Source organism: Algoriphagus halophilus (genome assembly GCF_041729275.1).
In the GTDB taxonomy this organism is placed as follows: Bacteria; Bacteroidota; Bacteroidia; order Cytophagales; family Cyclobacteriaceae; genus Algoriphagus; species Algoriphagus halophilus_A.
The window spans coordinates 4876106-4896700 of record NZ_CP146486.1; the positions used below are offsets into that span (position 1 = coordinate 4876106).

14 protein-coding genes and 5 pseudogenes are annotated in these 20595 nt (G+C 39.8%); 9 read left to right on the plus strand and 10 right to left on the minus strand.

Annotation, left to right across the window (positions count from 1 at the left end; translation table 11 throughout):
- Positions 1 to 16: 16 nt before the first annotated feature.
- The 4 genes and pseudogenes from V8V91_RS26270 to V8V91_RS26285 form a co-directional block, all read right to left on the minus strand.
- Positions 17 to 778 (minus strand): PASTA domain-containing protein, encoded by a 762-nt coding sequence (locus tag V8V91_RS26270; protein ID WP_074223645.1) that lies wholly within the window; start codon positions 776 to 778, stop codon positions 17 to 19.
- Positions 779 to 903: 125 nt separating this feature from the next.
- Complete coding sequence (locus tag V8V91_RS26275; protein ID WP_373397971.1) at positions 904 to 3834, minus strand: choice-of-anchor J domain-containing protein; 2931 nt, start codon at positions 3832 to 3834, stop codon at positions 904 to 906.
- A gap of 162 nt (positions 3835 to 3996) precedes the next feature.
- Entirely contained in the window at positions 3997 to 4245 is a 249-nt protein-coding gene (locus tag V8V91_RS26280; RefSeq protein ID WP_074223647.1) for a NifU family protein, read from the minus strand.
- Positions 4246 to 4249: 4 nt separating this feature from the next.
- Positions 4250 to 5343: pseudogene (locus V8V91_RS26285) on the minus strand (Mrp/NBP35 family ATP-binding protein).
- 162 nt (positions 5344 to 5505) lie between these two features.
- Here V8V91_RS26285 and dnaG point away from each other — a divergent pair.
- The 6 genes and pseudogenes from dnaG (at position 5506) to V8V91_RS26315 (ending at position 12404) form a co-directional block, all read left to right on the plus strand.
- A pseudogene (gene dnaG / locus V8V91_RS26290) lies at positions 5506 to 7441 on the plus strand (DNA primase).
- Between the two features lie 63 nt (positions 7442 to 7504).
- Positions 7505 to 8737, plus strand: coding sequence for a bifunctional 3,4-dihydroxy-2-butanone-4-phosphate synthase/GTP cyclohydrolase II (locus V8V91_RS26295; protein ID WP_373397972.1), 1233 nt, complete (start codon positions 7505 to 7507; stop codon positions 8735 to 8737).
- 83 nt (positions 8738 to 8820) lie between these two features.
- Complete coding sequence (locus tag V8V91_RS26300) at positions 8821 to 9318, plus strand: hypothetical protein (RefSeq protein WP_373397973.1); 498 nt, start codon at positions 8821 to 8823, stop codon at positions 9316 to 9318.
- Between the two features lie 10 nt (positions 9319 to 9328).
- Positions 9329 to 9457, plus strand: coding sequence for a hypothetical protein (locus V8V91_RS26305; RefSeq protein WP_373397974.1), 129 nt, complete (start codon positions 9329 to 9331; stop codon positions 9455 to 9457).
- Positions 9457 to 10236: a 5'/3'-nucleotidase SurE gene (surE, locus tag V8V91_RS26310; protein ID WP_074223652.1), complete on the plus strand. Its 780-nt coding sequence runs from the start codon at positions 9457 to 9459 to the stop codon at positions 10234 to 10236. The genes V8V91_RS26305 and surE overlap by 1 nt, the downstream gene beginning before the upstream one ends.
- Before the next feature lie 212 nt (positions 10237 to 10448).
- Positions 10449 to 12404 carry an ATP-binding protein gene (locus V8V91_RS26315; RefSeq protein ID WP_373397975.1) on the plus strand — a complete coding sequence of 652 codons (1956 nt, stop codon included), beginning with the start codon at positions 10449 to 10451 and terminating at the stop codon, positions 12402 to 12404.
- Here V8V91_RS26315 and V8V91_RS26320 read toward each other — a convergent pair.
- Entirely contained in the window at positions 12354 to 13226 is an 873-nt protein-coding gene (locus V8V91_RS26320) for an ABC transporter substrate-binding protein (protein ID WP_373397976.1), read from the minus strand. The two genes, V8V91_RS26315 and V8V91_RS26320, sit on opposite strands and share 51 nt — an antisense overlap.
- A gap of 137 nt (positions 13227 to 13363) precedes the next feature.
- On the minus strand, positions 13364 to 13486 hold the full coding sequence (locus V8V91_RS26325; RefSeq protein WP_373397977.1) for a hypothetical protein: 123 nt from the start codon (positions 13484 to 13486) through the stop codon (positions 13364 to 13366).
- Between the two features lie 254 nt (positions 13487 to 13740).
- On the opposite strand from V8V91_RS26325, the gene fbaA reads away from it, so the two are divergent.
- Both fbaA and V8V91_RS26335 read left to right on the plus strand, forming a co-directional pair.
- Complete coding sequence (gene fbaA, locus V8V91_RS26330) at positions 13741 to 14802, plus strand: class II fructose-bisphosphate aldolase (RefSeq protein WP_074223655.1); 1062 nt, start codon at positions 13741 to 13743, stop codon at positions 14800 to 14802.
- 56 nt (positions 14803 to 14858) lie between these two features.
- Positions 14859 to 16406: pseudogene (locus V8V91_RS26335) on the plus strand (alpha-amylase family glycosyl hydrolase).
- Positions 16407 to 16439: 33 nt separating this feature from the next.
- Here V8V91_RS26335 and pfkA read toward each other — a convergent pair.
- From pfkA to V8V91_RS26355, 4 genes and pseudogenes are all read right to left on the minus strand, one after another.
- Positions 16440 to 17425, minus strand: a pseudogene (gene pfkA, locus V8V91_RS26340) (6-phosphofructokinase).
- Between the two features lie 12 nt (positions 17426 to 17437).
- Positions 17438 to 17799 (minus strand): annotated as a pseudogene (locus tag V8V91_RS26345) (methylglyoxal synthase).
- 124 nt (positions 17800 to 17923) lie between these two features.
- On the minus strand, positions 17924 to 18556 hold the full coding sequence (locus V8V91_RS26350; RefSeq protein ID WP_373397978.1) for a prolyl oligopeptidase family serine peptidase: 633 nt from the start codon (positions 18554 to 18556) through the stop codon (positions 17924 to 17926).
- Positions 18557 to 18561: 5 nt separating this feature from the next.
- Entirely contained in the window at positions 18562 to 19968 is a 1407-nt protein-coding gene (locus tag V8V91_RS26355) for a hypothetical protein (RefSeq protein WP_373397979.1), read from the minus strand.
- A 184-nt stretch (positions 19969 to 20152) separates the two neighbouring features.
- Between V8V91_RS26355 and mscL the strand changes: the two genes are divergently transcribed.
- A complete protein-coding gene (gene mscL, locus V8V91_RS26360; protein WP_074223661.1) occupies positions 20153 to 20581 on the plus strand; it encodes a large-conductance mechanosensitive channel protein MscL in 429 nt (142 codons plus the stop codon).
- The last annotated feature ends 14 nt before the right edge of the window (positions 20582 to 20595 follow it).

Below are 20595 nucleotides of genomic sequence, written 5' to 3' on the forward strand. Positions count from 1 at the left end.
GCCTTTGCCCATTGATTTAAAAATTTTCTTTAGAGATCCAAAGCTCAATCAATTCTCCGGTTTTTACTTGAGTTCCTGCGGGAGGAATTTGCATAAAGATTTTACCAGGTGCTACGGTATCGTTTTCTGCAAAATTTTTATCTCCTACTCTTAATCCAGAACCTAAGATTAAAAACTCTGCGTCAATTTCGTCCATTCCTGTCAAACTTGGGACTTCTAAGATCTGATTTCCCAATCCGTCACCCACTACTAAGTCAATTCTGGCCCCTTTTGGAATTTCGAATCCTTCAGGTACATCCACACCCCTATATTTTTGCTCCAATACCACATTGATACCAATGTCTGGTACATACACAATGTCCCCTCTTTCTAAGCCCATGTTTGCCAAGATTTCCTGCACATTTTTAAGGGGTGTATTCACCAAGTTAGGCATTTTAAGCATTGGTGCATTTCTGGCATTCAGGGTTAAATAGATTTTTCTTCCAGTTTTAACCTGTGAATTTGCTTCCGGAAATTGCTTGAGAACTGCCAAAGGTTTTTCGTCTGTGCTAAAAGCAGAGTCTACCGATACCTCATACTCTAAACTTGCATCTTCTAAAATACTTTTGCCTTCCTCAAAGGTATATCCGCTCAAGTCAGGAACAGATACAGTTTCACCATGATTGGTGTACATAGGAAGGTAAAGCTTCAGAAATAAGTAACCTAGTAATACAGAAAGCCCGATCACAATAAATAGATTGATCAATACTTTCTTTATGGAATAGTTAAATGAACTCATTTTGAAATGTTACGATAGCTAAAGATACATGGGAAATTGAAACCCTACAACGAAGAGATTCCCAAAAACCAACTTAACCACAGACAAAAAATAAGCCGAAGAATAAACTTCGGCCTGAAAACAAGTTAATTTATTATTAAACGCCTGGTTTCCTGTATGGTAGGGCTGGTGATTTTGATGATGAATACTCCCTTTGAAAATAATTCTGTACTAAAAGAATACGTTTGGTTGAGGGTGCCAGGGTAATCTAAATCCTGGACAACCATACCCGAGGTAGAGATCACTTGAATATTAACCTCTTCAAACTGAGCTAAATTAAATGCAATATTGAATATATCCCGTGCAGGATTAGGGTAGAGTATACTCATTCCTTCCCCAGGAATAACAGGGTCTGGGTTGGCACTTTGGAATAATTCAATATTGTCCAGATAAATCGGACTGTCTTCGCTAGATCCACCAGCTACCACAAAGGCCAGCCTAATTTTAGCATCTGTCAACCCCGCATATTCAGTTAAGTTGACATATTTTCTGGCATAGTCATTCACTGAATTTGGATTGGCTTCTCCAGAAGACACAGTAGAAATCTCTGATCCGGTAATCTGGTATGCGATGGAAAAGTCCTGGCCTCCGTCTGTACTTACCAATACATTGAAGGTGGTAGTACTACTCACTTCCCCTGCCGCTAAATCAAAGAATACACTGGCTTGTTTTCTGCTGCTTAAATCAAATATAGAGGTTCCCAACCAGTAGGTATTTCCTTCTTCTTGATTTTGAAGCCTGGCCACATTGTTTGGTCCTTCTCCAGAATTGATTGGGATAATCTCCCATGCAGTCTGATCCGATTCTGGATTGATGGTTTGATTGATCGGAGTAATACTGGATGAGTTATTGAAATTCTGTCTCCAAGGGGTTAGGATGGTATTATCATCTTCAATAACATAACGGGTTAAGTCATCTGAATTGTCGCCGTTTTGATCAAAATTTGGCTGCCTAACTTCGATCTCAATTTTGTTTTTGCCTGAAACAGTAGATTTTGGAGAAGATAAAGTAAAGCTCTCACCCGGCTCGACAGTGGAACCACTGGCCAAGAAAGTCTGTGTTACTCCATCATTTGTACTCTTGGAAAAGATAAACCTAGAGACCGGTAGATTTCCACTGTTTTGAAGAAGGTATATTTCATTATCCTGTTCACCGTCTGCGATCGGGGAAGGGGTAATCATTTCATTGATGGACAGTTCATACTTGAATTGCTCTGTCGGTAGAATACGGATGTTTCGAATGTATAGATTATTACCGTAGGAGTTTTGATTGATAAACGCGAAGCGTATCGTACCCAGGTCGCTGTATTCACTTAGATTGACAATCTCAGTTCTAAATTGGGAGGAGGTAGATACAAAGAATTCATCTAAGGTAGCTTCTACAGTTTCCAGACTTTGGCCAAATTTCTGATAGGAGGCGTTCGCCAAATCAAAATTATTTCCACAGTCTTGGGAAACGGCCACAATCAATTGATCCTCGAAACCGGATTGATCATAATTTGCGTAGGCGAGTTCAAATACAATTTGAGCATTAGGGTATTCTTCCAAATTAATCAAAGGAGAAATGAAATAGTCTAATTCTCCAGGTGCTTCATAATTGTAATTGGATATAGTAACTAAAGACTGACTTACACCTGAAATTGAACGGGTGGTTTTTTCCCAAGTAAAGCTCTCATCCGGATTGTCAACAGTAAATTGCCCAGGGAAATTCGTCAAATCAAGCGTATAAGGCAACGTGATTTCCTCTTGGATCAATGGCATAGAACTTCTGATGTTATTGGATTCATTCATATCAGGCTGATCATTTGCCTCTATGATCTTGAATTCAACCATTGTTCCAGAAGTCTGTATATTAAATTCATTGAAACTTACTAAGGTAGACTCACCAGTCTCTAAATCGAAGGCCACTCTTTTGCTTTCCAGAAGCGTTCCATTTCTTCTCAACTCTATTCTTCCAGAAGTAAGCCTATTGTTTCCTGCATTTAAAACTTCAATAATCGGGCTCACCGTGGTGGAACAGATGTATTCTGAAGGAGAAATAATTTTGGAAATAGCGAGGTCCAAATCGAGTAATTCAGGCTCTTGAGTGGCTCTATTGTTCACAAGGGTCACTCTTCTGGGACTGTTTTCCAATACCACATTGAATCGCTCCACCTGACCTTGCGTAAATAAATTCATACATGCATCAGGGGTATAATCCATGTAATTTTGTATCATATCCATAGATCCACAACTCGTGCGGGTGAAGTTGGGACTACAGGTATTGTTGGAGGCATCTTGCTCCGGGGTGTCCGCAACGAAATCGTCCACTCCACATCCACCATCACCCCAGATATGTCTTAATCCAAAATAATGCCCGACCTCATGCGTAGCAGTTCTTCCCAAAGAAGCGGATATAGCGCTCCCACCAACACCAAAAAAACGATAATCAATCGTTACCCCATCAGTGATTGCTGAGGTAGGCGGAGAATTTAGCCCTGGTAAGTCGGAGATAGGAAAGGAAGCATATCCTATAAAGGGATTGATCAAAGGAACCACCCAAAGGTTCAAATACTCTTCAGGATTCCACTGGGACAATTGCCCAATAATTGTGGCGTCAGTTTCTGGATTATAAGTGTTTTTAGGACCTTGAATTCTTACGATTCCATCGGTAGGTAATCCATTGGGATCTTGTTTTGCTAAAACAAATTCAATGTTAGCATCTGCCGCGACAGGTAAAAATTCTGACGGAGTATTGACTGCATCCGCATTTAAGCGGCGGAAATCTTCATTTAATATTCTTATTTGCTCTAAAATTTGGCTGGTAGGTACATTGGGTCCTACGCCTTCTGCCTGTCCGTTATGCACAATATGCACCACTACCGGAATCAATCGATGTTCTGAATTGGCCCTGGCAGAAATCTGAGGGTTGGCTTTTCTTGCCTCAATTTTTTGGTCTACCCAGTTTTCAAAGTATTGTTTGGTGCCAAAAAACCGAGTTCTTTTTCTTGTTTGGCTTCTAAAAAAGCATGCGCACACTTTCCAGTATGCGCATGATTGGTATTGTTACTTGTCTGACCGGTTACATCAACGATGTTGAATTGCTGGGCGAATGATATTGAAAACGTAAAAATAGCTCCACAAAGGAGTAAAGTGGCTTTTGAATAAAAGCGAAAACCTTTTTTCATCCAGATTCAAATATTAGGCGACAGTCAGATTGATGGCTTCCACCTTGGTGATTTCAGGGATCGCTCTTTTGATTGCGTCTTCGACACCAGCTTTTAAGGTCATAGAGGACATCGGGCAGGAACCACAAGATCCCATCATTTCAATTCTCAATACCATATCATCGGTTACCTCTACAATTCTCACGTTCCCTCCATCAGCCTCTAAATAGGGTCGAATGGTGTCCAAGGCAAATTCTATTTTACTTTTTAATTCTGCTTCCATTTTTTTAACCTTTAATTTCTACTACCTCAGTTTTAGTATTTGAGGCATTTCTAATGGCTACTTGCCTAGCTACTTCTTCAGCAAGATCCATATAGGCTTCTTTTGTCAACCCATCTTTCATTACAGCTGGATATCCCGTATCCCCACTTTCTCTTATACTCTGTACTATTGGGATTTGACCAAGAAGGGGTACTTCATATTTTGCAGCTAATCTCTTGCCACCTTCTTTACCAAACAAATAATATTTATTATCGGGTAATTCTTCTGGCGTAAAATAAGCCATATTTTCAACAACACCTAAAACGGGAACATTAATTTGTGCCTGTCTAAACATGGATAAGCCTTTGCTTGCATCGGCCAGCGCAACTTTTTGCGGAGTGGTAACAATGACTGCTCCTGTGACTGGAACAGTTTGCACCATGGTCAAATGAATATCGGAAGTACCAGGAGGTAAATCAATCAATAAATAGTCCAACTCGCCCCAATCTACATCTGAAATAAATTGTCTTAATGCTGAACTTGCCATAGGCCCCTCCATACAACAGCACTTTCCAAAGGAGTCAAAAACCCAATGGACATCAACTTTACTCCATATTGGGTAATCGGAATGATGATATTTTTCTCCCCAACTTTTTTGACAGAGGGTTGCTCTCCCTCCACATTGAACATGGTAGGAATAGAAGGTCCGGAAATATCCGCATCAATAAGTCCCACCTTTGCACCTGATTCTGCCAAAGCTACAGCAAGGTTGACAGAAGTAGTTGATTTTCCAACCCCACCTTTACCTGAAGCAATGGCAATGATGTTTTTAACATTTGGAAGAACTGGAGCGGCATCTCTCACAGTGGTAACTTGAGAGGTCATAAAGATGTCCCACTCAATATCCTTTCCAAAGTCCGCCACTAACTCCTCCAGACAATTATTTTTGATTACTTCTTTTAAAGGACAAGCCGGAGTGGTCAATACCACGTTAAAACTGACTTTGTTGCCTTCAATATTTATTTTTTGAATCATTCCCAAAGTGACCAGATCCTTTTTTAAATCAGGATCTTGTACTCTGGAAAGTGTTTTTCGGATCGCTTCCGCAGATAAATGCATCGGATGATTGTTGAATTTTTTTGCAATTTAGGGACTCTCTCTGGCTTAGAAAAGTCAAAAGAGTTACTTCATGCTCGATTAACTTAGGTATTTGGTAAATAGTTCGCACATTTTCGCACCTTTTAATAAATTGAAAGATACCTTTGTCGTATAAATGAACCCATGGGAATCAGTAAGCTCACCACAGATAAAGTAAAAGAAAGAGTAGACATCGTTGAGGTGGTAGGAGATTATGTGCCTTTAAAAAGAAAGGCCAGAATATGTGGGCTTGTTGCCCTTTCCATAATGAAAAGAGCCCCTCTTTTTCAATTTCTCCCGCTAAGCAGATTTATAAGTGCTTTGGGTGTGGAAAAGCAGGAGATCCCATTCAGTTTGTGATGGATATAGAGGGAGTTGGGTTTACAGAGGCGATCCGCCACCTGGCAGGTAAATACGGGATTGAAGTAGAGGAGGATCAAGAGCGTACCCCTGAGCAGGATCAAGCACAAAGCGAACGCGAAAGCCTGTATATCGCTTTGGGTTTTGCCAGAGATTTTTTTGTAAAGAACCTCCAAACTCCAGAAGGAAAATCCATCGGTCTTAGCTATTTTAAAGAAAGGGGATTCTCCCCAGCGATCATTGAGAAATTTGATCTGGGCTATGCCTTAGATGGATGGGACCATTTGTTGAAAGCTGCTAAATCGGCTGGATTCCAAGAGGAGATTTTATTGAAAGCCGGGCTCATCCTTCAAAAAGAGGGAGATGCCAGTAGGGTATATGACCGATTTAGGGGTAGGGTAACATTCACCATTCACAATATCGGGGGAAACCCATTGGTTTTGGAGCCAGAATTCTCACAAAGGATAAAAACCAGCCTAAATACATCAACTCCCCTGAAACTGCGGTTTACCATAAAAGTGATGTGCTATATGGCATGTTTCAGGCAAAGAAGGCCATTCGGGAAAAGGATAATTGCTATCTGGTAGAGGGCTATACAGATGTGGTATCTCTTCATCTTTCAGGGATAGAAAATGTGGTGGCTTCCTCTGGAACTTCCTTGACGGACGGACAAATCAAACTCATCAAGCGATTTACAGATCAAGTGACGGTTCTCTATGATGGAGATTCTGCTGGGATCAAAGCTTCTCTCCGAGGCATTGATCTTCTTTTGGAAGGAGGATTAAATGTGAAAGCGGTGGTGTTCCCGGATGGGGAAGATCCAGATAGTTATTCAAGAAAAGTGGGGAGCCAGGCTTTCCAAGATTATTTGGAGCAAAATTCACGTGACTTTATCGGTTTTAAAATAGGCTTGTATAAAGACGAGTTTGTAAAAAATCCAATTCGGAAAGCAGAAGTAATCCGTGAGGTGATCCAAAGTATAGGGAAAATACCTGATCCTATCATAAGGTCCGTATATGCGAAAGAAGCGGCAACTTTATTGGAAGTTGAAGAAGATGTAATTCATACGGAGTTAAATAAGTCCTTATTAAAAACTCAAAAGGACCATTACAATCAGCAGCAAGATCCGCATATTCCTGAAACTGGGTTTGAAGATTTTCTTCCTACGGAAGAGAAAACTTCTTTTTCTGATATTTTAAAGGTTCAGGAGCGAGAAATGGTCCGCCTACTCATTAATTATGGATGGGAAACTCTGGATCAGGAAGAGCTTCATCTTTGCGATTATTTACTGGCAGAAACGCAGGATCTGGAGTTTGAAACACCTGTATATGAAAAGATACTATTGACCTATCGGCAGATTTTAAGGAGAGGGGAGGTGCCTTCAGTAGAACTTTTTATCAGACAAAAGGATGAAGAAATGCGTCAGGAGATCATTGACTTGGTTACCCCAAGACATGAGGTTTCCAATCATTGGCATGAACGACATCAGATTTTTATCAATACCGAATCCGATAATCTGTCCTTGACTGGATTTAAATCCATCTTGAGGTTGAAGCGGAGGGTAGTTCAAAAAATGATGGAAGAGGCGAAGCAAAAGATAAAATCAGCCGAATCAGACCAAGAAGCAGATGTGAAAATAGATGAATTGCAAAAAATCTATTTTGAGTTAAAAAAGGTTCAGTTAGAAATAGATAAAGAACTTGGAATTGTCATTGGGTAAAACCAAACTTTCTTTGGTTGCAACCTGTTTTGTTAGGAAAGCGTGTAAATTTGCAGTTCCGATATGAATTCAAACCCAAATCTTGTGGAAAATTATCAATTAGATCCCATTGAAGATGCGATCGAAGCAATCAAAAATGGTGAAGTAATCATTGTCGTTGATGATGAGGATAGAGAGAATGAAGGAGACTTTGTATGTGCTGCAGAAAAGATTACTCCAGAGATCGTCAATTTTATGGCGACTCATGGGCGAGGACTTATCTGTGCGCCTCTAATTGAAGATAGATGTGAAAAACTTGGCTTGGATATGATGGTGGGCCAAAACACAGCTGCATTTGAAACACCTTTCACTGTATCAGTTGACTTAATAGGTCATGGATGTACCACAGGTATTTCAGCCTCAGACCGTGCAAAAACCATCAAAGCATTAGTAGATGACAGCATTGATCCGAATGAATTAGGTAAGCCAGGTCATATTTTCCCATTGAAAGCTAAGCGAGGCGGAGTATTAAGAAGAGCAGGTCATACCGAGGCCGCTATTGATTTTGCGAGGTTAGCCGGTTTTTCTCCAGCTGGTGTGTTGGTAGAAATCATGAATGAGGATGGTACCATGGCCAGGTTGAATGATTTGGTGGAAGTTGCCAAAAAATTTAATCTCAAGCTTGTTTCAATTAAGGATTTGATTGCGTACCGATTGAAGAAAGAATCCTTAATCAAGCGGGAAATCGGAGTGGAAATGCCTACTGAATTCGGAAACTTCGATTTAATCGCATTCAAACAGACCAATACAGAAGAAATCCATATGGCCCTGATCAAAGGATCTTGGGAACCTGATGAACCAGTATTGGTCAGGGTACACTCTTCCTGTGTAACAGGTGATATTTTCGGTTCTTGTAGATGTGATTGTGGTCCCCAATTACATGCTGCCATGGATATGGTAGAAAAAGAAGGAAAAGGAGTGGTTTTATATATGAATCAGGAGGGGAGAGGTATCGGCTTGATCAATAAGTTGAAGGCGTATAAGCTTCAAGAACAAGGAATGGATACGGTGCAGGCTAATTTGGCCTTAGGCCTCCCTATGGATAGCAGAGATTATGGTGTTGGAGCTCAAATATTGAGAGATTTAAATATTAGTAAAATCCGGCTGATTTCTAATAATCCCCAAAAAAGAGTGGGTTTGATTGGCTATGGGTTGGAAATTGTGGAGCAAGTCCCTATAGAAATATTACCAAATCCTCACAATGAGCGTTACCTACAAACCAAGAGAGATAAAATGGGACACAACATTTTAAAATAAAAATGTTGTTAAATTAAGTTTTGAAAAGAAAGTAATTCTAACCCAAATTTTAGATTTACGTTAAATAAGGCATGACTATAACAATGAAAAAAGCAATCTTCACCCTGAGCTTAGTTTTCTTTGGCCTTGTGACTGTCATGGCTCAAAATCAATTTCCTTCCCAAGTTTGGCATAAAGGAAATATTTACGGGGCTGACGGGCAGACCTTTTCAGGACTTATCAAATACGATCTGGATAATAACCTCGTTCAACTAAAAAGCGAGAGTATTATAACTTTGACCGCATCCAATGTCTCAAACTTTGAAATATATGATGAGATTTTTGGAGGTGTTAGAACCTTTTATAGTCTCCCATTTAGTTTAAATGGAGATTATGAAACGCCTATCTTCTTTGAAGTTCTTACACAGGGTGATGATATCGCGTTACTTTGTAGAGAGTACATTGCAACAGATTCCAGAAGTATGGGGGCATACGGAGCGATGGGAATGAACCCATTTTGGGGACCTCAAACCATGACTGGATACCGATTAGCCTTTAATTATTATTTTTTAAAAATGGTAGAATCCAAAAATACAACCTGAAGAAAAAGAGTTGTATAATTACCTCACAGGTTATGATGATGAAATAGATTTGTTTATGAGAAAAAACAGATTGGAACATGACAAGAGAGGGGATTTGTTAAGGATTACTGCCTATTACAACGAATTGAATAAAAACTAATGCCTAAGCCACTTATTCTTGTCTCAAATGACGACGGGATCACTTCCAAAGGAATACGAGTTTTAGTATCAGTGATGAAAAGGTTGGGTGAAGTAGTGGTGGTAGCGCCAGACAGTCCCCAATCAGGAATGGGGCATGCCATTACCATTGGTGAGACATTGAGACTGACTGAAGAAGAAATCTTTGAAGATGTAAAAGCCTACAAATCCAGTGGTACACCTGCTGACTGTGTGAAACTGGCAAAGCATTATGTTTTAAAAGATAGAACTCCTGATTTGGTAGTAAGTGGGATCAATCATGGTTCAAATACCTCTATTTCAGTCTTATATTCCGGAACCATGTCAGCAGCTATTGAAGGGGCCTTAGAGGGACTTCCTTCCATCGGTTTTTCATTGTGCGATTACTCTTCCAATGCCGATTTTTCTCATGTGGAGGAATGGGTGGAAAAAATAGCCATACAGGTTTTGGAAAATGGAATTTCCAAAGGGGTGGCTTTAAATGTAAATTTCCCTCCTAAAAGGAATGAAGATATCAAAGGAATAAAAGTATGTAGGCAAGCGGATGCAAAGTGGCAAGAGGAGTTTGATGAGCGATATGATCCAAATGGCAGAAAGTACTTTTGGTTGGCGGGCAACTTCGTGAATTTTGATAAGGGTGAGGATAATGATGAATGGGCTATCGCCAATAATTATGTGTCCATTGTACCCTGTCAGTATGATTTAACTGCACACCATTCGATCAGCCAGATCAATAAGGAATGGGACTGGGATAAGCTTTGATTTCTTTGAAAATCAAGGGGTTTAAAGTATTTATTTAGATGATTTTTTCAGAATTCTGATGGTAAAGTTCTGAGTTCTTTTATTTTTGGGCAGCGAAGAAATAGGGAAATTAAAAAATTGGGTAAAATTGACTACCACGTTATTTATTGAAGGACTGGGTCAAGATTGATAATTTCAGGCGTGAAAAGGAAGCTAGGAGATTTTTTTTTTTTATGATGGTCCTCATACTATCGTTTGAGGGGAAAGCGCAATCATTAGTAAATGTTGATAGCTTAAAATCGGTATTAAAAAATACGGAGGGGAAAGCCCGTGTCGAAACATTAAACTTGCTCGCTACCAATTTGAGAGAATCTGAACAGGAGTCCGCTTTTAATTATGCGTTAGAAGCAGAAGGATTAGCGCATTCTATTGGAGATATCTCAGGTGAAAGTCTGGCTAAGGAAAATATCGGATGGATATATTATAGAAGGGGGCAATATCAAAAGTCCTTTGATTTCTCAAAGGATGCGTATGAGTTAGCCCTTCAGGTTGATAATATGAAAGTCGCAGCGAGGCTTCTTAATTCCATGGGGGCCTTGTATTACGAGCAGCAGAATTTTGATCTGGCAATTGAACAATTCAAAAAAGCATACTTGCTAAGTAAAAGGGAAGGTGACCTCTATACTCAGATCCGAAGTTTGAACAATGTGGCCTATAATTTCAGTCAGAAAAATGAACTGGATTCAGCATTATATTATGCCAAATATGCCATCGAAGTTAATAGAAAGGCAGGCTCACCTTACTTGACTGCATTCGCCAATCGCGTCATCGGTGATATTTATTATTCTACCGGGAATTACGATAGTGCCGCTTCTATATTTGAAAATTCGCTCAATGAAGCAAGACTTCAACATGTGAAAACCACCGAAGCAAGTGTGACTCACAGACTGGGAGCAACCTATTTGAAACTAGGTAAATTAAGTGATGCAGAAAAAGTTTTGCTTGAAGGCGTCCAGGTTTCAGAAGAGAACAAGTTCTTGGATGAGTTGGCTAAAAACCATAAATATTTAGCGCAGGTCTATGAAGAAAAGGGGGATATAAGGAATGCCTATCAACATCAAAGTACCTATGTGGTTTTAAATGATTCTTTAGTGGATAAAGGCAACAGGGATAGAATTGCGCTCCTTCAAGGGATGTTCCAGGAGGATTTGGATAAATCCGAACTAAACCTATTAAAGGAGCAAAATGAAAATCAGGCGCAAAGATTAAAGTTAATCAGAAGAAATTATTACATCATTGCCATTGCCATTGTATTGATATTAGGTCTTTTGATATGGCTCTTCCTATTGAATAGAAACATTAAGAAATACAATGATTTCCTTTTGGAGCAAAAAAGAAAGATTAAGGATCAAAATATAGATCTAGAAGCGAAATCACTTCAGCTTGAAAAAATCAATGAAACCAAGAATAAACTGTTCTCTATTTTGGGCCATGATTTAAAGGCTCCAATAGGACAAGTGAAGTCGGTGGTTGATTTATTGATTCAAGGAATGCTTACCAAGGAGGAATTTGAGGAGTTGTTGAAAGTGCTCAATAAAGATATTAACTCGGTTCACTTTACCCTGAACAATACCTTAAAGTGGTCCATGGCCCAGATGGAAGGTTTTAAGCTTAAAAAAATGCCTTTCAGCTTATATGATTTGGTAGCTTCTAACCTGACTCTAATCGAACCTCAGCTCAAAGAAAAGGAAATAGTAGTTTCTAATTTGATGCAAAAAGTCCAGTTGGTATATGCAGATCAGGATTTGATGGAAGTGGTGGTAAGGAATATTTTAAACAATGCAGTGAAATTCTCAAAAAGGAATGGGACTGTGGAGATTACTACTTCACCGAAAGGTCAGTTCGTAAAATGGTGTGTACAAGACCATGGGATTGGTATTAAAGCATCCCAAATCAAAGAAATTTTAGGAAAAGACTACATAATCACCGATTCCCAAAAGGGAACTGAACAGGAAAAAGGCTCTGGACTTGGCCTTCAGCTTTGCAAGGAATTTGTCCGAATGAATGGGGGCGAAATTTACATCCAGAGCAAAGAGGGGGAAGGCACAAGAATTTGTTTAGACATCCCTCAAGGAGACTTAATCCAAGATTCGAACACCTCTGCTAAAAAGGAAATCTCCCAAGCTTAATTCCTTTTTCAATATCCCTAAGTCAACCATGTTTTGCATGGCCTTCAGCAGTTCCTGCTTAGAAACTTCTCCTTTGGTGGCCCATTCGGTTTGGGTTAACCATTGCTTCACATCTTCCGGATTCAATTCATATTGATCTGCAATTTCCGAAACCGTAGACTTCGACTCTTGAAGATGAGCTGATTCTTCATATACCAAATCCCTGAGTTGTAGTATAACATCTCCGAAGGCCTCCAAAGCTTCGTCGGATGCAACCATAACGAAACATGGCCAAGGGCTTGAAACTTCTCCAATTCGTTTTAATTCATGAGAATCTACCCATGGTTTGGTAGTATATTTTTCCCATAAAAACATTTCAGGCTTCTCGGGCACCATCGCTTCCAATGCTCCAGGTAAATTTCCAATAATGGAAAAGGATAGGCTTTCCTTCTCCCAATTTTCCCTTTTTGCCAAAACATAGGACATTAATTGGGAACCGGAACCCATTCTACTTATTAAAAAAGAAGGTTCCTGAATCTCCGATAATTGGTTAATTGGGGATTTTCCATGAATATGTATTCCCCAAACCAAAGGTGACTTTACATGAAAGCCCACCATTTTTGCCGGACTACCATTTTCAAAATCTTGGAAAAAGCTTTCAGTTAGAATTAAGGCTACCTCTGTTTCCCCATTTCGGATGGCTTTGTTCATCTGACCAGATCCTCTGGATTCATCTGTCCATGTCACTTCAATCCCTTTGGAGGCAAATGGTTGTCTAGCGATTACATTTTTCCAAGGCAGATTAAAGTGTTCGGGGACTCCTGTGATTCTTAAGGTTTTCATGGGGATCAGAATTTGATTCGGTAAAAGTATAAAAGCCAACCCTAAAATTGATTCGACTCATCAAAAAATGGAAAATTTAATCAAGAGTGGCTTGCCCGTCTTGGATAGAAAGGTTACTAAGTCCAGCAAGGATTATTTTAACCAACTAATAGTTTGGTGTAAATGACCGTCTCCCCAAAAATCAGTTTTTCAAGAAAGTTGACTCCTCCTATCCATCTTGTATTTACTGCTATAGAAGAAAAAATCAAAGCATGGTTCATGGAACCAGCCCTTTAGAGTTTATACTTCTCACGCATTCAAAACCGAATTTTCCTTCTTCTTTTTCAAAATGAAGCTTTAAACACTTTACTATTTGAAAGAAGGGATGGGGAAATCGCTGAATCTTCGGTCTATATGACAATTTAGATTTAGATGTAAGGGATATTATTGATGGTATTTATATCTTTGAGCCGATTGAAGACAAATAAGTGCTGGAAACACACTTTTTTATGAAATAACCAAACCTAATTCAGATATGAAATTTAAACCTGGAGTAAAATACGGTGAAGAACTGAAAGATCTTTATGCTTACGCCAAAGAGAATGAGTTTGCAATGCCTGCTGTCAATGTAATTAACACCAATTCAGTGAATGCGGTGATGGAAACAGCAAAAAAGGTAAACTCACCTGTGATCATTCAATTTTCGAATGGTGGAGCACAGTTTTTTGCGGGTAAAGGACTAAGCAATGATGGCCAAAAGGCAAGTATTGCCGGTGGGGTTTCCGGGGCTCATCACGTGCACCAAATGGCTGAGGCTTATGGGGTTCCTGTCATTTTGCATACAGATCACGCTGCGAAAAAATTATTGCCCTGGATCGACGGGATGTTGGAAGCTGGAAAAGCATACTATGCTACCCATAAAAGACCGCTTTTCAGTTCACATATGCTTGACCTTTCGGAGGAGCCATTGGAAGAAAACGTTGAGATTTCTTGCAAGTACTTTAAAGAGTTTGCCAAGCTGGATATGGCGATTGAAATTGAATTGGGTGTGACTGGTGGTGAAGAGGACGGTGTGGATAATACCGACATAGATTCTTCAAAACTCTATACTCAACCAGAAGAAGTGGCTTATGCCTACGAAAACCTGAAGAAAATCGGTGATTTATTTACCATCGCTGCGGCATTTGGAAATGTTCACGGTGTCTACAAGCCTGGTAATGTGAGTTTAAAGCCTATTATCTTGAAGAATTCTCAGGATTTCATCAATGAGAAATATGGAACTACTGGTAAGCCATTGAATTTTGTGTTCCATGGTGGTTCTGGATCTTCTGTAGAAGAAATCAGAGAGGCTAATTCCTATGGTTCTATCAAAATGAATATCGATACCGATATGCAATGGGCATTCTGGGAAGGTATTCTTGCTTATTACAAAAAGAATGAAGGATATCTTCAGACTCAATTAGGGAATCCTGAAGGAGCTGATAGCCCGAATAAAAAATATTACGATCCAAGAAATTGGTTGCGTAAAGGCGAAGAGAACTTCGTGAAAAGATTAGAGCTAGCTTTCGATATGCTAAATGCAGTAGGAAGAAATTAATCGAATTCATCAAAAAAGTCACTTCAATTCAAGTGACTTTTTTATGTCTTATTCCAATGAAAATATCCAACATAATCCTCGTCTTGATGGGAGTAACCCTACTTACATCTTGTGAATCCCAAGTTCCCCCAAATGTTGTGAATTATTGGCCAAAAGCAGGGATTACTTATGAAATCTTTGTCCAGTCATTTTTTGATACCAATGGAGATGGGATAGGTGACCTAAATGGGGTCACTCAAAAGTTGGACTATGTTTCAGATTTGGGAGCCAATGCGATTTGGCTGATGCCGATCATGCCTTCTCCCAGTTACCATAAGTATGATGTGACAGATTATAAGGCAATTCATCCCGATTACGGGACTTTAGGGGATTTTAAGAACTTGTTAGAGGAAGCTCATAAAAGGGATTTGAAGGTGGTGATTGACTTGATTATCAACCATACCAGTAGCGAACATCCTTGGTTTTTGGAATCAAAAAAGGCAGGGATAACCCGTATCGGGATTATTATGTTTGGGCTCAAAAAGATACGATCGCGGACTTTATTGAAAAGAAAAAGGTCACGTTGGATTCGGACAATATCAGGCAGTGGCATGATCCAGGAGATGGGGAGGATTTTTATTATGGTTTTTTTATGGTGGAATGCCGGATTTGAATTTCGACAATGAACAAGTAAGGAAGGAGATTTTGAAATAGGGAAGTTTTGGTTGGAAGAAATAGGGGTGGATGGTTTTCGACTAGATGCCGCCAAACATATATACCCGGATGAGCGGGCAAAAGACAATCATGAATTCTGGAAAGAATTTAGGTCTGAAATGACCAAAATCAATCCAGACTTGTATTTGGTAGGAGAGGTGTATGATCAAAAAGAGGTGGTGGCTCCTTTTCTTCCTGGATTGCCGGCCCTATTTAATTTTGACTTTCATTATACCTTGATTGAATCCCTGAATAAAGAAGATGGGAAACTATTGGTAGACAAAGAAAAGAGTGTGTTGGACTACTATGAACGTATTACTTCAGATTTTATTGATGCAACCATATCTTCCAACCATGACCAACCCAGGCTCTTAAATGAGCTGAAATCAGATCAGGCAAAGTACAAACAGGCAATCGCTATTTTGATGAGCATGCCAGGAGCTCCTTACTTGTATTATGGAGAGGAAATAGGGATGTTGGGTTTGAAGCCTGACGAACATATACGAGAGCCATTTTTATGGGAAAGACAAGCGGAGGATAAGGGAAGAGCAACTTGGATCAAACCCATTTACTCTACAGATTCAACGGTAACGCCACTTGCAATTCAAATGAAAGATGAATCCAGTTATTTTCATCACTATCAGGAACTTATCCATTTAAGGAATTCTACTCCAGCCTTGGCTATAGGAAGTTTAGAAAAGTCCACAGAAAATTACCCTAAATCAATCATGGCATTCAATAGGGTGTTGGGAGACCAAAATTTAATGGTGATTCACAATGTGGGGAAAAAGCCTGTTCAATTGCCTATTCCAAATGATTTTCAAACGGTTGTTTATGAATTGGGAAGCGTAAAGTGGAAAGGAAATGAGCTAAGTCTTGGCAAAAACGCCTCAGTGGTACTATCAAAATAAAAGGGACTCTTTTGGAGTCCCTATCATATTTATTTACGTAGAAAGAATTTTTGCGATTCTAAAATCTTCCTCATCCACCGATTTATCGTCTACAATTGCTTTTTTAATTGGCGTGTAAACCACCTTGTTATTGATCAAACCAGCCATGACATCGTATTTGCCTTGCAATAGACCTTCAACAGCTGCAACCCCTAATTTGGATGCAAGCAAACGGTCAAAGGAAGAAGGGGCTCCCCCTCTTTGCAGGTGACCCAGGATGGTCACTTTGATGTCATAAGATGGAAGGAATTTCTTTACTTTTTCAGCGATTTCACCTGCTCCACCACTTTTACCACCTTCTGCTACAATCACGATGTTGGAGGATTTTTTGGCTTTGGATCTAATCTTTAATTTGTCCACCAAATGGTCAATTGGCATCTTCTTTTCAGGAATCAAAATAGCGGCAGCAGCACTACCAATACCCGCATTGATGGCAATAAATCCAGCATCTCTACCCATTACTTCCACAAAGAATAGACGGTCATGGGAGGTGGCAGTATCTCTGATCTTGTCAATCGCTTCAATGGCCGTATTACAGGCAGTATCGAAACCAATGGTAGAATCCGTTCCTGATAGGTCATTGTCTATCGTGCCCGGTAATCCAATGGAAGGGATTCCAAATTCTTGGAAAAACAAGTGCGCCCCTGTTAAAGACCCATCTCCACCAATCACTACCAAGGCGTCAATTCCATGAGACTTGATATTCTCATACGCTTTTTTCTTCCTTCTGGAGTTCTGAATTCTGCACTTCTGGCTGATTTCAAGAAAGTGCCTCCTCGTTCCAAAACGTGGGTGATGTATTTGGAATCAAGTTTTTTTATGTCATTTTGAATGAGACCTTCGTATCCACGATAAATCCCATACATCTCCAAGTTATAGTAAAAACCTGCCCTTACAGCAGCTCTTATTGCAGCGTTCATTCCAGGTGAGTCGCCCCCGGAGGTCAATACGCCTATTTTCTTGATAGTCTTAGGTTCCATTAAAGGTTTGGGTTAAAGGCTTTTAAACATTAGTTCTGCAGAAGCAGGATTGGTAGCCAAAGGAATATTGTGCACGTCACATATTCTCATCAGCATTTGTACATCAGGTTCATGGGGATGCTTATCCAATGGGTCTCTAAAAAAGATGACCATATCTAACTCCTTTTGGGCGGCCATGGCTGCTATTTGGGCATCACCTCCAATTGGGCCAGATAGCAGTTTCTCTACGTTAAAGCCAGATTTTTCGATGTGAGATCCCGTTGTACCCGTAGCAACAAGTTGTACGTCAACCATTTCGAGTTTTTCTCGAAACCTACTTAAAAATGTACCATGTCGGCTTTCTTTCCGTCATGGGCGATTAGGGCAATTTTCATGTACAGGTATTAACAGGTTTGAAGCCAAAGTTAGAAAAAAATCTTTTTTCCAACTTTGACGAAATTAAATAAACGTGAAATATTAAACTTTTAGCGACTTCTTTTGAAATTCTTTTTCTCAGGGTTAAGGCACAATTTTTTCCAAGTGAAACAGGAATGTATATTCCATTGCCAATTCTTTGAGCGCATTAAATCTTCCTGAAGCTCCGCCATGTCCAGCATCCATATTGGTATGCAATAACAACAGGTTATTATCGGTCTTTAATTCACGAAGTTTTGCCACCCATTTGGTAGGCTCCCAATATTGTACCTGGCTATCATGAAGACCAGACGTGACCAATAAATTGGGATAATCTTTTGCCGAAACATTATCATAAGGAGAATAGGATAGCATGTAATCGTAATATTCCTTGTCTTTCGGATTTCCCCATTCCTGAAACTCTCCGGTAGTTAATGGAATACTTTCATCCAACATAGTAGAGACCACATCCACAAATGGCACACTCGCGATGAGTCCATGGAAAAGATCCGGTCTCATGTTCATTACCGCTCCCATCAATAAACCTCCCGCACTTCCTCCCATGGCATATAAATGCGGAGTAGAAGTATACTTCTCCTCAATCAGGTGTTCTGCACAGGCTATGAAATCGGTAAATGTATTTTTCTTTTTCAGCATCTTTCCGTCTTCGTACCAATGCCGTCCCATATCTTCTCCACCTCTAATGTGTGCTATCGCAAATACAAACCCTCTGTCCAAAAGGCTTAATCTGCTAGATGAAAAATAGGCTTCCGTACTAAAACCATACGAACCATAAGCATACAATAAGAGTGGACTCGATCCGTCTGGTCTAAAAGCTCTTTTTTATAAACAAGAGAAATAGGGACCATGACTCCATCAGGAGCTTTCGCCCAGATCCTGGCGGAATGATAGTGGCTTTGGTCATAGCCTCCGACTACTTCTTGTTGCTTCAAAAGCGTTTTAGTCTGCAAAGCCATGTGATAATCGTAAATGCTTGAAGGGGATACCAGGGAGTTATATCCAAATCTGAGCGTTTCCGTGTTGAATTCGGGATTGGTACTGATCCAGGCAGTATACGTTTCATCGTCAAATTCAAGCTGATGTCCAGGACTCCCATCCCAAGGTTTTATCATTATCTGTACTAAGCCATTGCTTCTTTCCTGAGTGACCAGGTAATGAGAAAATAACTCGAAGTCTTCCAATAGCACATGCTCCCGATGGGGAATTACATCTTCCCAATGTTCTATAGAGGGAGAGGAGATGGGGGCTTTTACCACCTTGAAGTTTTGTGCTTGATCATTGGTTCTGATCCAAAAATAATCGTCATAATGATCTGCAGCGTATTCCAGGTGTGGGATCCGTGGTTGCAGTAATTGAAAATCTCCATTTGGCTGATCCGATTTAATAAATCGAATTTCAGAGGAAATGGTGCTTTCTGAATGAATAAAGATGTATTCTTCGGATTTGGTACTGACTACATGGCAAGAAAACTCTTCGTCTGTTTCCTCAAATACTAGTCGATCCTCTTCTACAGGAGTGCCAAGAACATGTCGGTATATTTGATGGGCACGTAGGGTTTCTGGATCTTGCTTGGAGTAGAAGATGGTTTGATTATCTGAGGCCCAAGTTAAGTTTCCAGTCACATGGGGAATGGTATCTTCGAGGAGTTCACCGGTACTTAGGTCCTTGAAATAAATGGTATAAATTCTTCTTCCTACCTCATCTGCGGCAAAGGCCAATAGGTGCTGGTTTGGAGAACTGGAGGTGCCACCCACTTGGTAGAAGCTCTTGCCTTCAGCAAGTTTATTGACATCCAATAGAATCTCTTCTGGATGATCTAAAGAAGTGGCTTTTCTGCAATAGATGGGGTATTCAGACCCTTTTTCATATCGGGCATACCAATAATATCCGGATTTAAAATAGGGTACACTTTGATCATCTTCCTTGATCCTTCCTTTGATTTCTTCAAAAAGCGCTTTTTGAAATTCTTCTGTATGCTTCAGGTTTTCTTTTAGAAAGGCATTTTCCTCATTCAGGTATTCAATTACTGCTGGATTTTCCCGTTCTCTCATCCAAAAGTAATTGTCTATTCGTTGGTGACCATGAGTTTCTAAAATCTCTGGCTTTTTGGCTGCAATGGGTGACTTCATATCTTGATTTACTAAGCTGCAATGTTAATGAAAAAATGGGGTAGCAGGTTCCATTTTTGTATAAGTATGCACCGAAAAGAAGATGGTCTAATAAAAAAAGTGATTAGTATTTTATTCAAGTACTTGTTTACAAGGAGAATAATTAAAATATTCAGTCTAATTATCAACCATTAACCTTTTATATATGGGAATGCTTAAAGAATTCAAAGACTTTGCCGTCAAAGGCAATGTGGTCGATCTGGCCGTTGCAGTCATCATAGGTGGTGCCTTTGGAAAGATCGTTACCTCTTTTGTAAATGATATTGTCATGCCTCCGATAGGCTTGATGATAGGAGGGGTCAATTTCAAGAATTTGGCTGTTGTTTTGAAAGAAGCGGTCGTAGATGATGCAGGGGAAGTAGTTACTGCAGCTGTCACTTTAAATTACGGAGCTTTTATTCAAAATGTAGTGGACTTTACCATCATTGCTTTTGTGATTTTTCTGGCAGTGAAAGCCATTAACAACATGAAAAAGAAAGAAGCTGCAGCACCGCCACCTCCGCCACCAGCACCTCCAAAATCTGAAGTATTGCTAGAGGAAATTAGAGACCTTCTGAAAAATAAGGAAAAGTAATCCTTCCAATAAAA

Bases quoted from the DNA above. Each gene is read 5' to 3' on its own strand.
- fbaA (WP_074223655.1), top strand. From the start codon at position 13,741: ATGAAATTTAAACCTGGAGTAAAATACGGTGAAGAACTGAAAGATCTT.
- V8V91_RS26295 (WP_373397972.1), top strand. From the start codon at position 7,505: ATGAATTCAAACCCAAATCTTGTGGAAAATTATCAATTAGATCCCATT.
- V8V91_RS26270 (WP_074223645.1), bottom strand. From the start codon at position 778: ATGAGTTCATTTAACTATTCCATAAAGAAAGTATTGATCAATCTATTT.
- V8V91_RS26355 (WP_373397979.1), bottom strand. From the start codon at position 19,968: ATGAAGTCACCCATTGCAGCCAAAAAGCCAGAGATTTTAGAAACTCAT.
- V8V91_RS26315 (WP_373397975.1), top strand. From the start codon at position 10,449: ATGATGGTCCTCATACTATCGTTTGAGGGGAAAGCGCAATCATTAGTA.
- V8V91_RS26300 (WP_373397973.1), top strand. From the start codon at position 8,821: ATGAAAAAAGCAATCTTCACCCTGAGCTTAGTTTTCTTTGGCCTTGTG.
- V8V91_RS26320 (WP_373397976.1), bottom strand. From the start codon at position 13,226: ATGAAAACCTTAAGAATCACAGGAGTCCCCGAACACTTTAATCTGCCT.
- mscL (WP_074223661.1), top strand. From the start codon at position 20,153: ATGGGAATGCTTAAAGAATTCAAAGACTTTGCCGTCAAAGGCAATGTG.
- surE (WP_074223652.1), top strand. From the start codon at position 9,457: ATGCCTAAGCCACTTATTCTTGTCTCAAATGACGACGGGATCACTTCC.
- V8V91_RS26325 (WP_373397977.1), bottom strand. From the start codon at position 13,486: ATGAACCATGCTTTGATTTTTTCTTCTATAGCAGTAAATACAAGATGG.
- V8V91_RS26280 (WP_074223647.1), bottom strand. From the start codon at position 4,245: ATGGAAGCAGAATTAAAAAGTAAAATAGAATTTGCCTTGGACACCATT.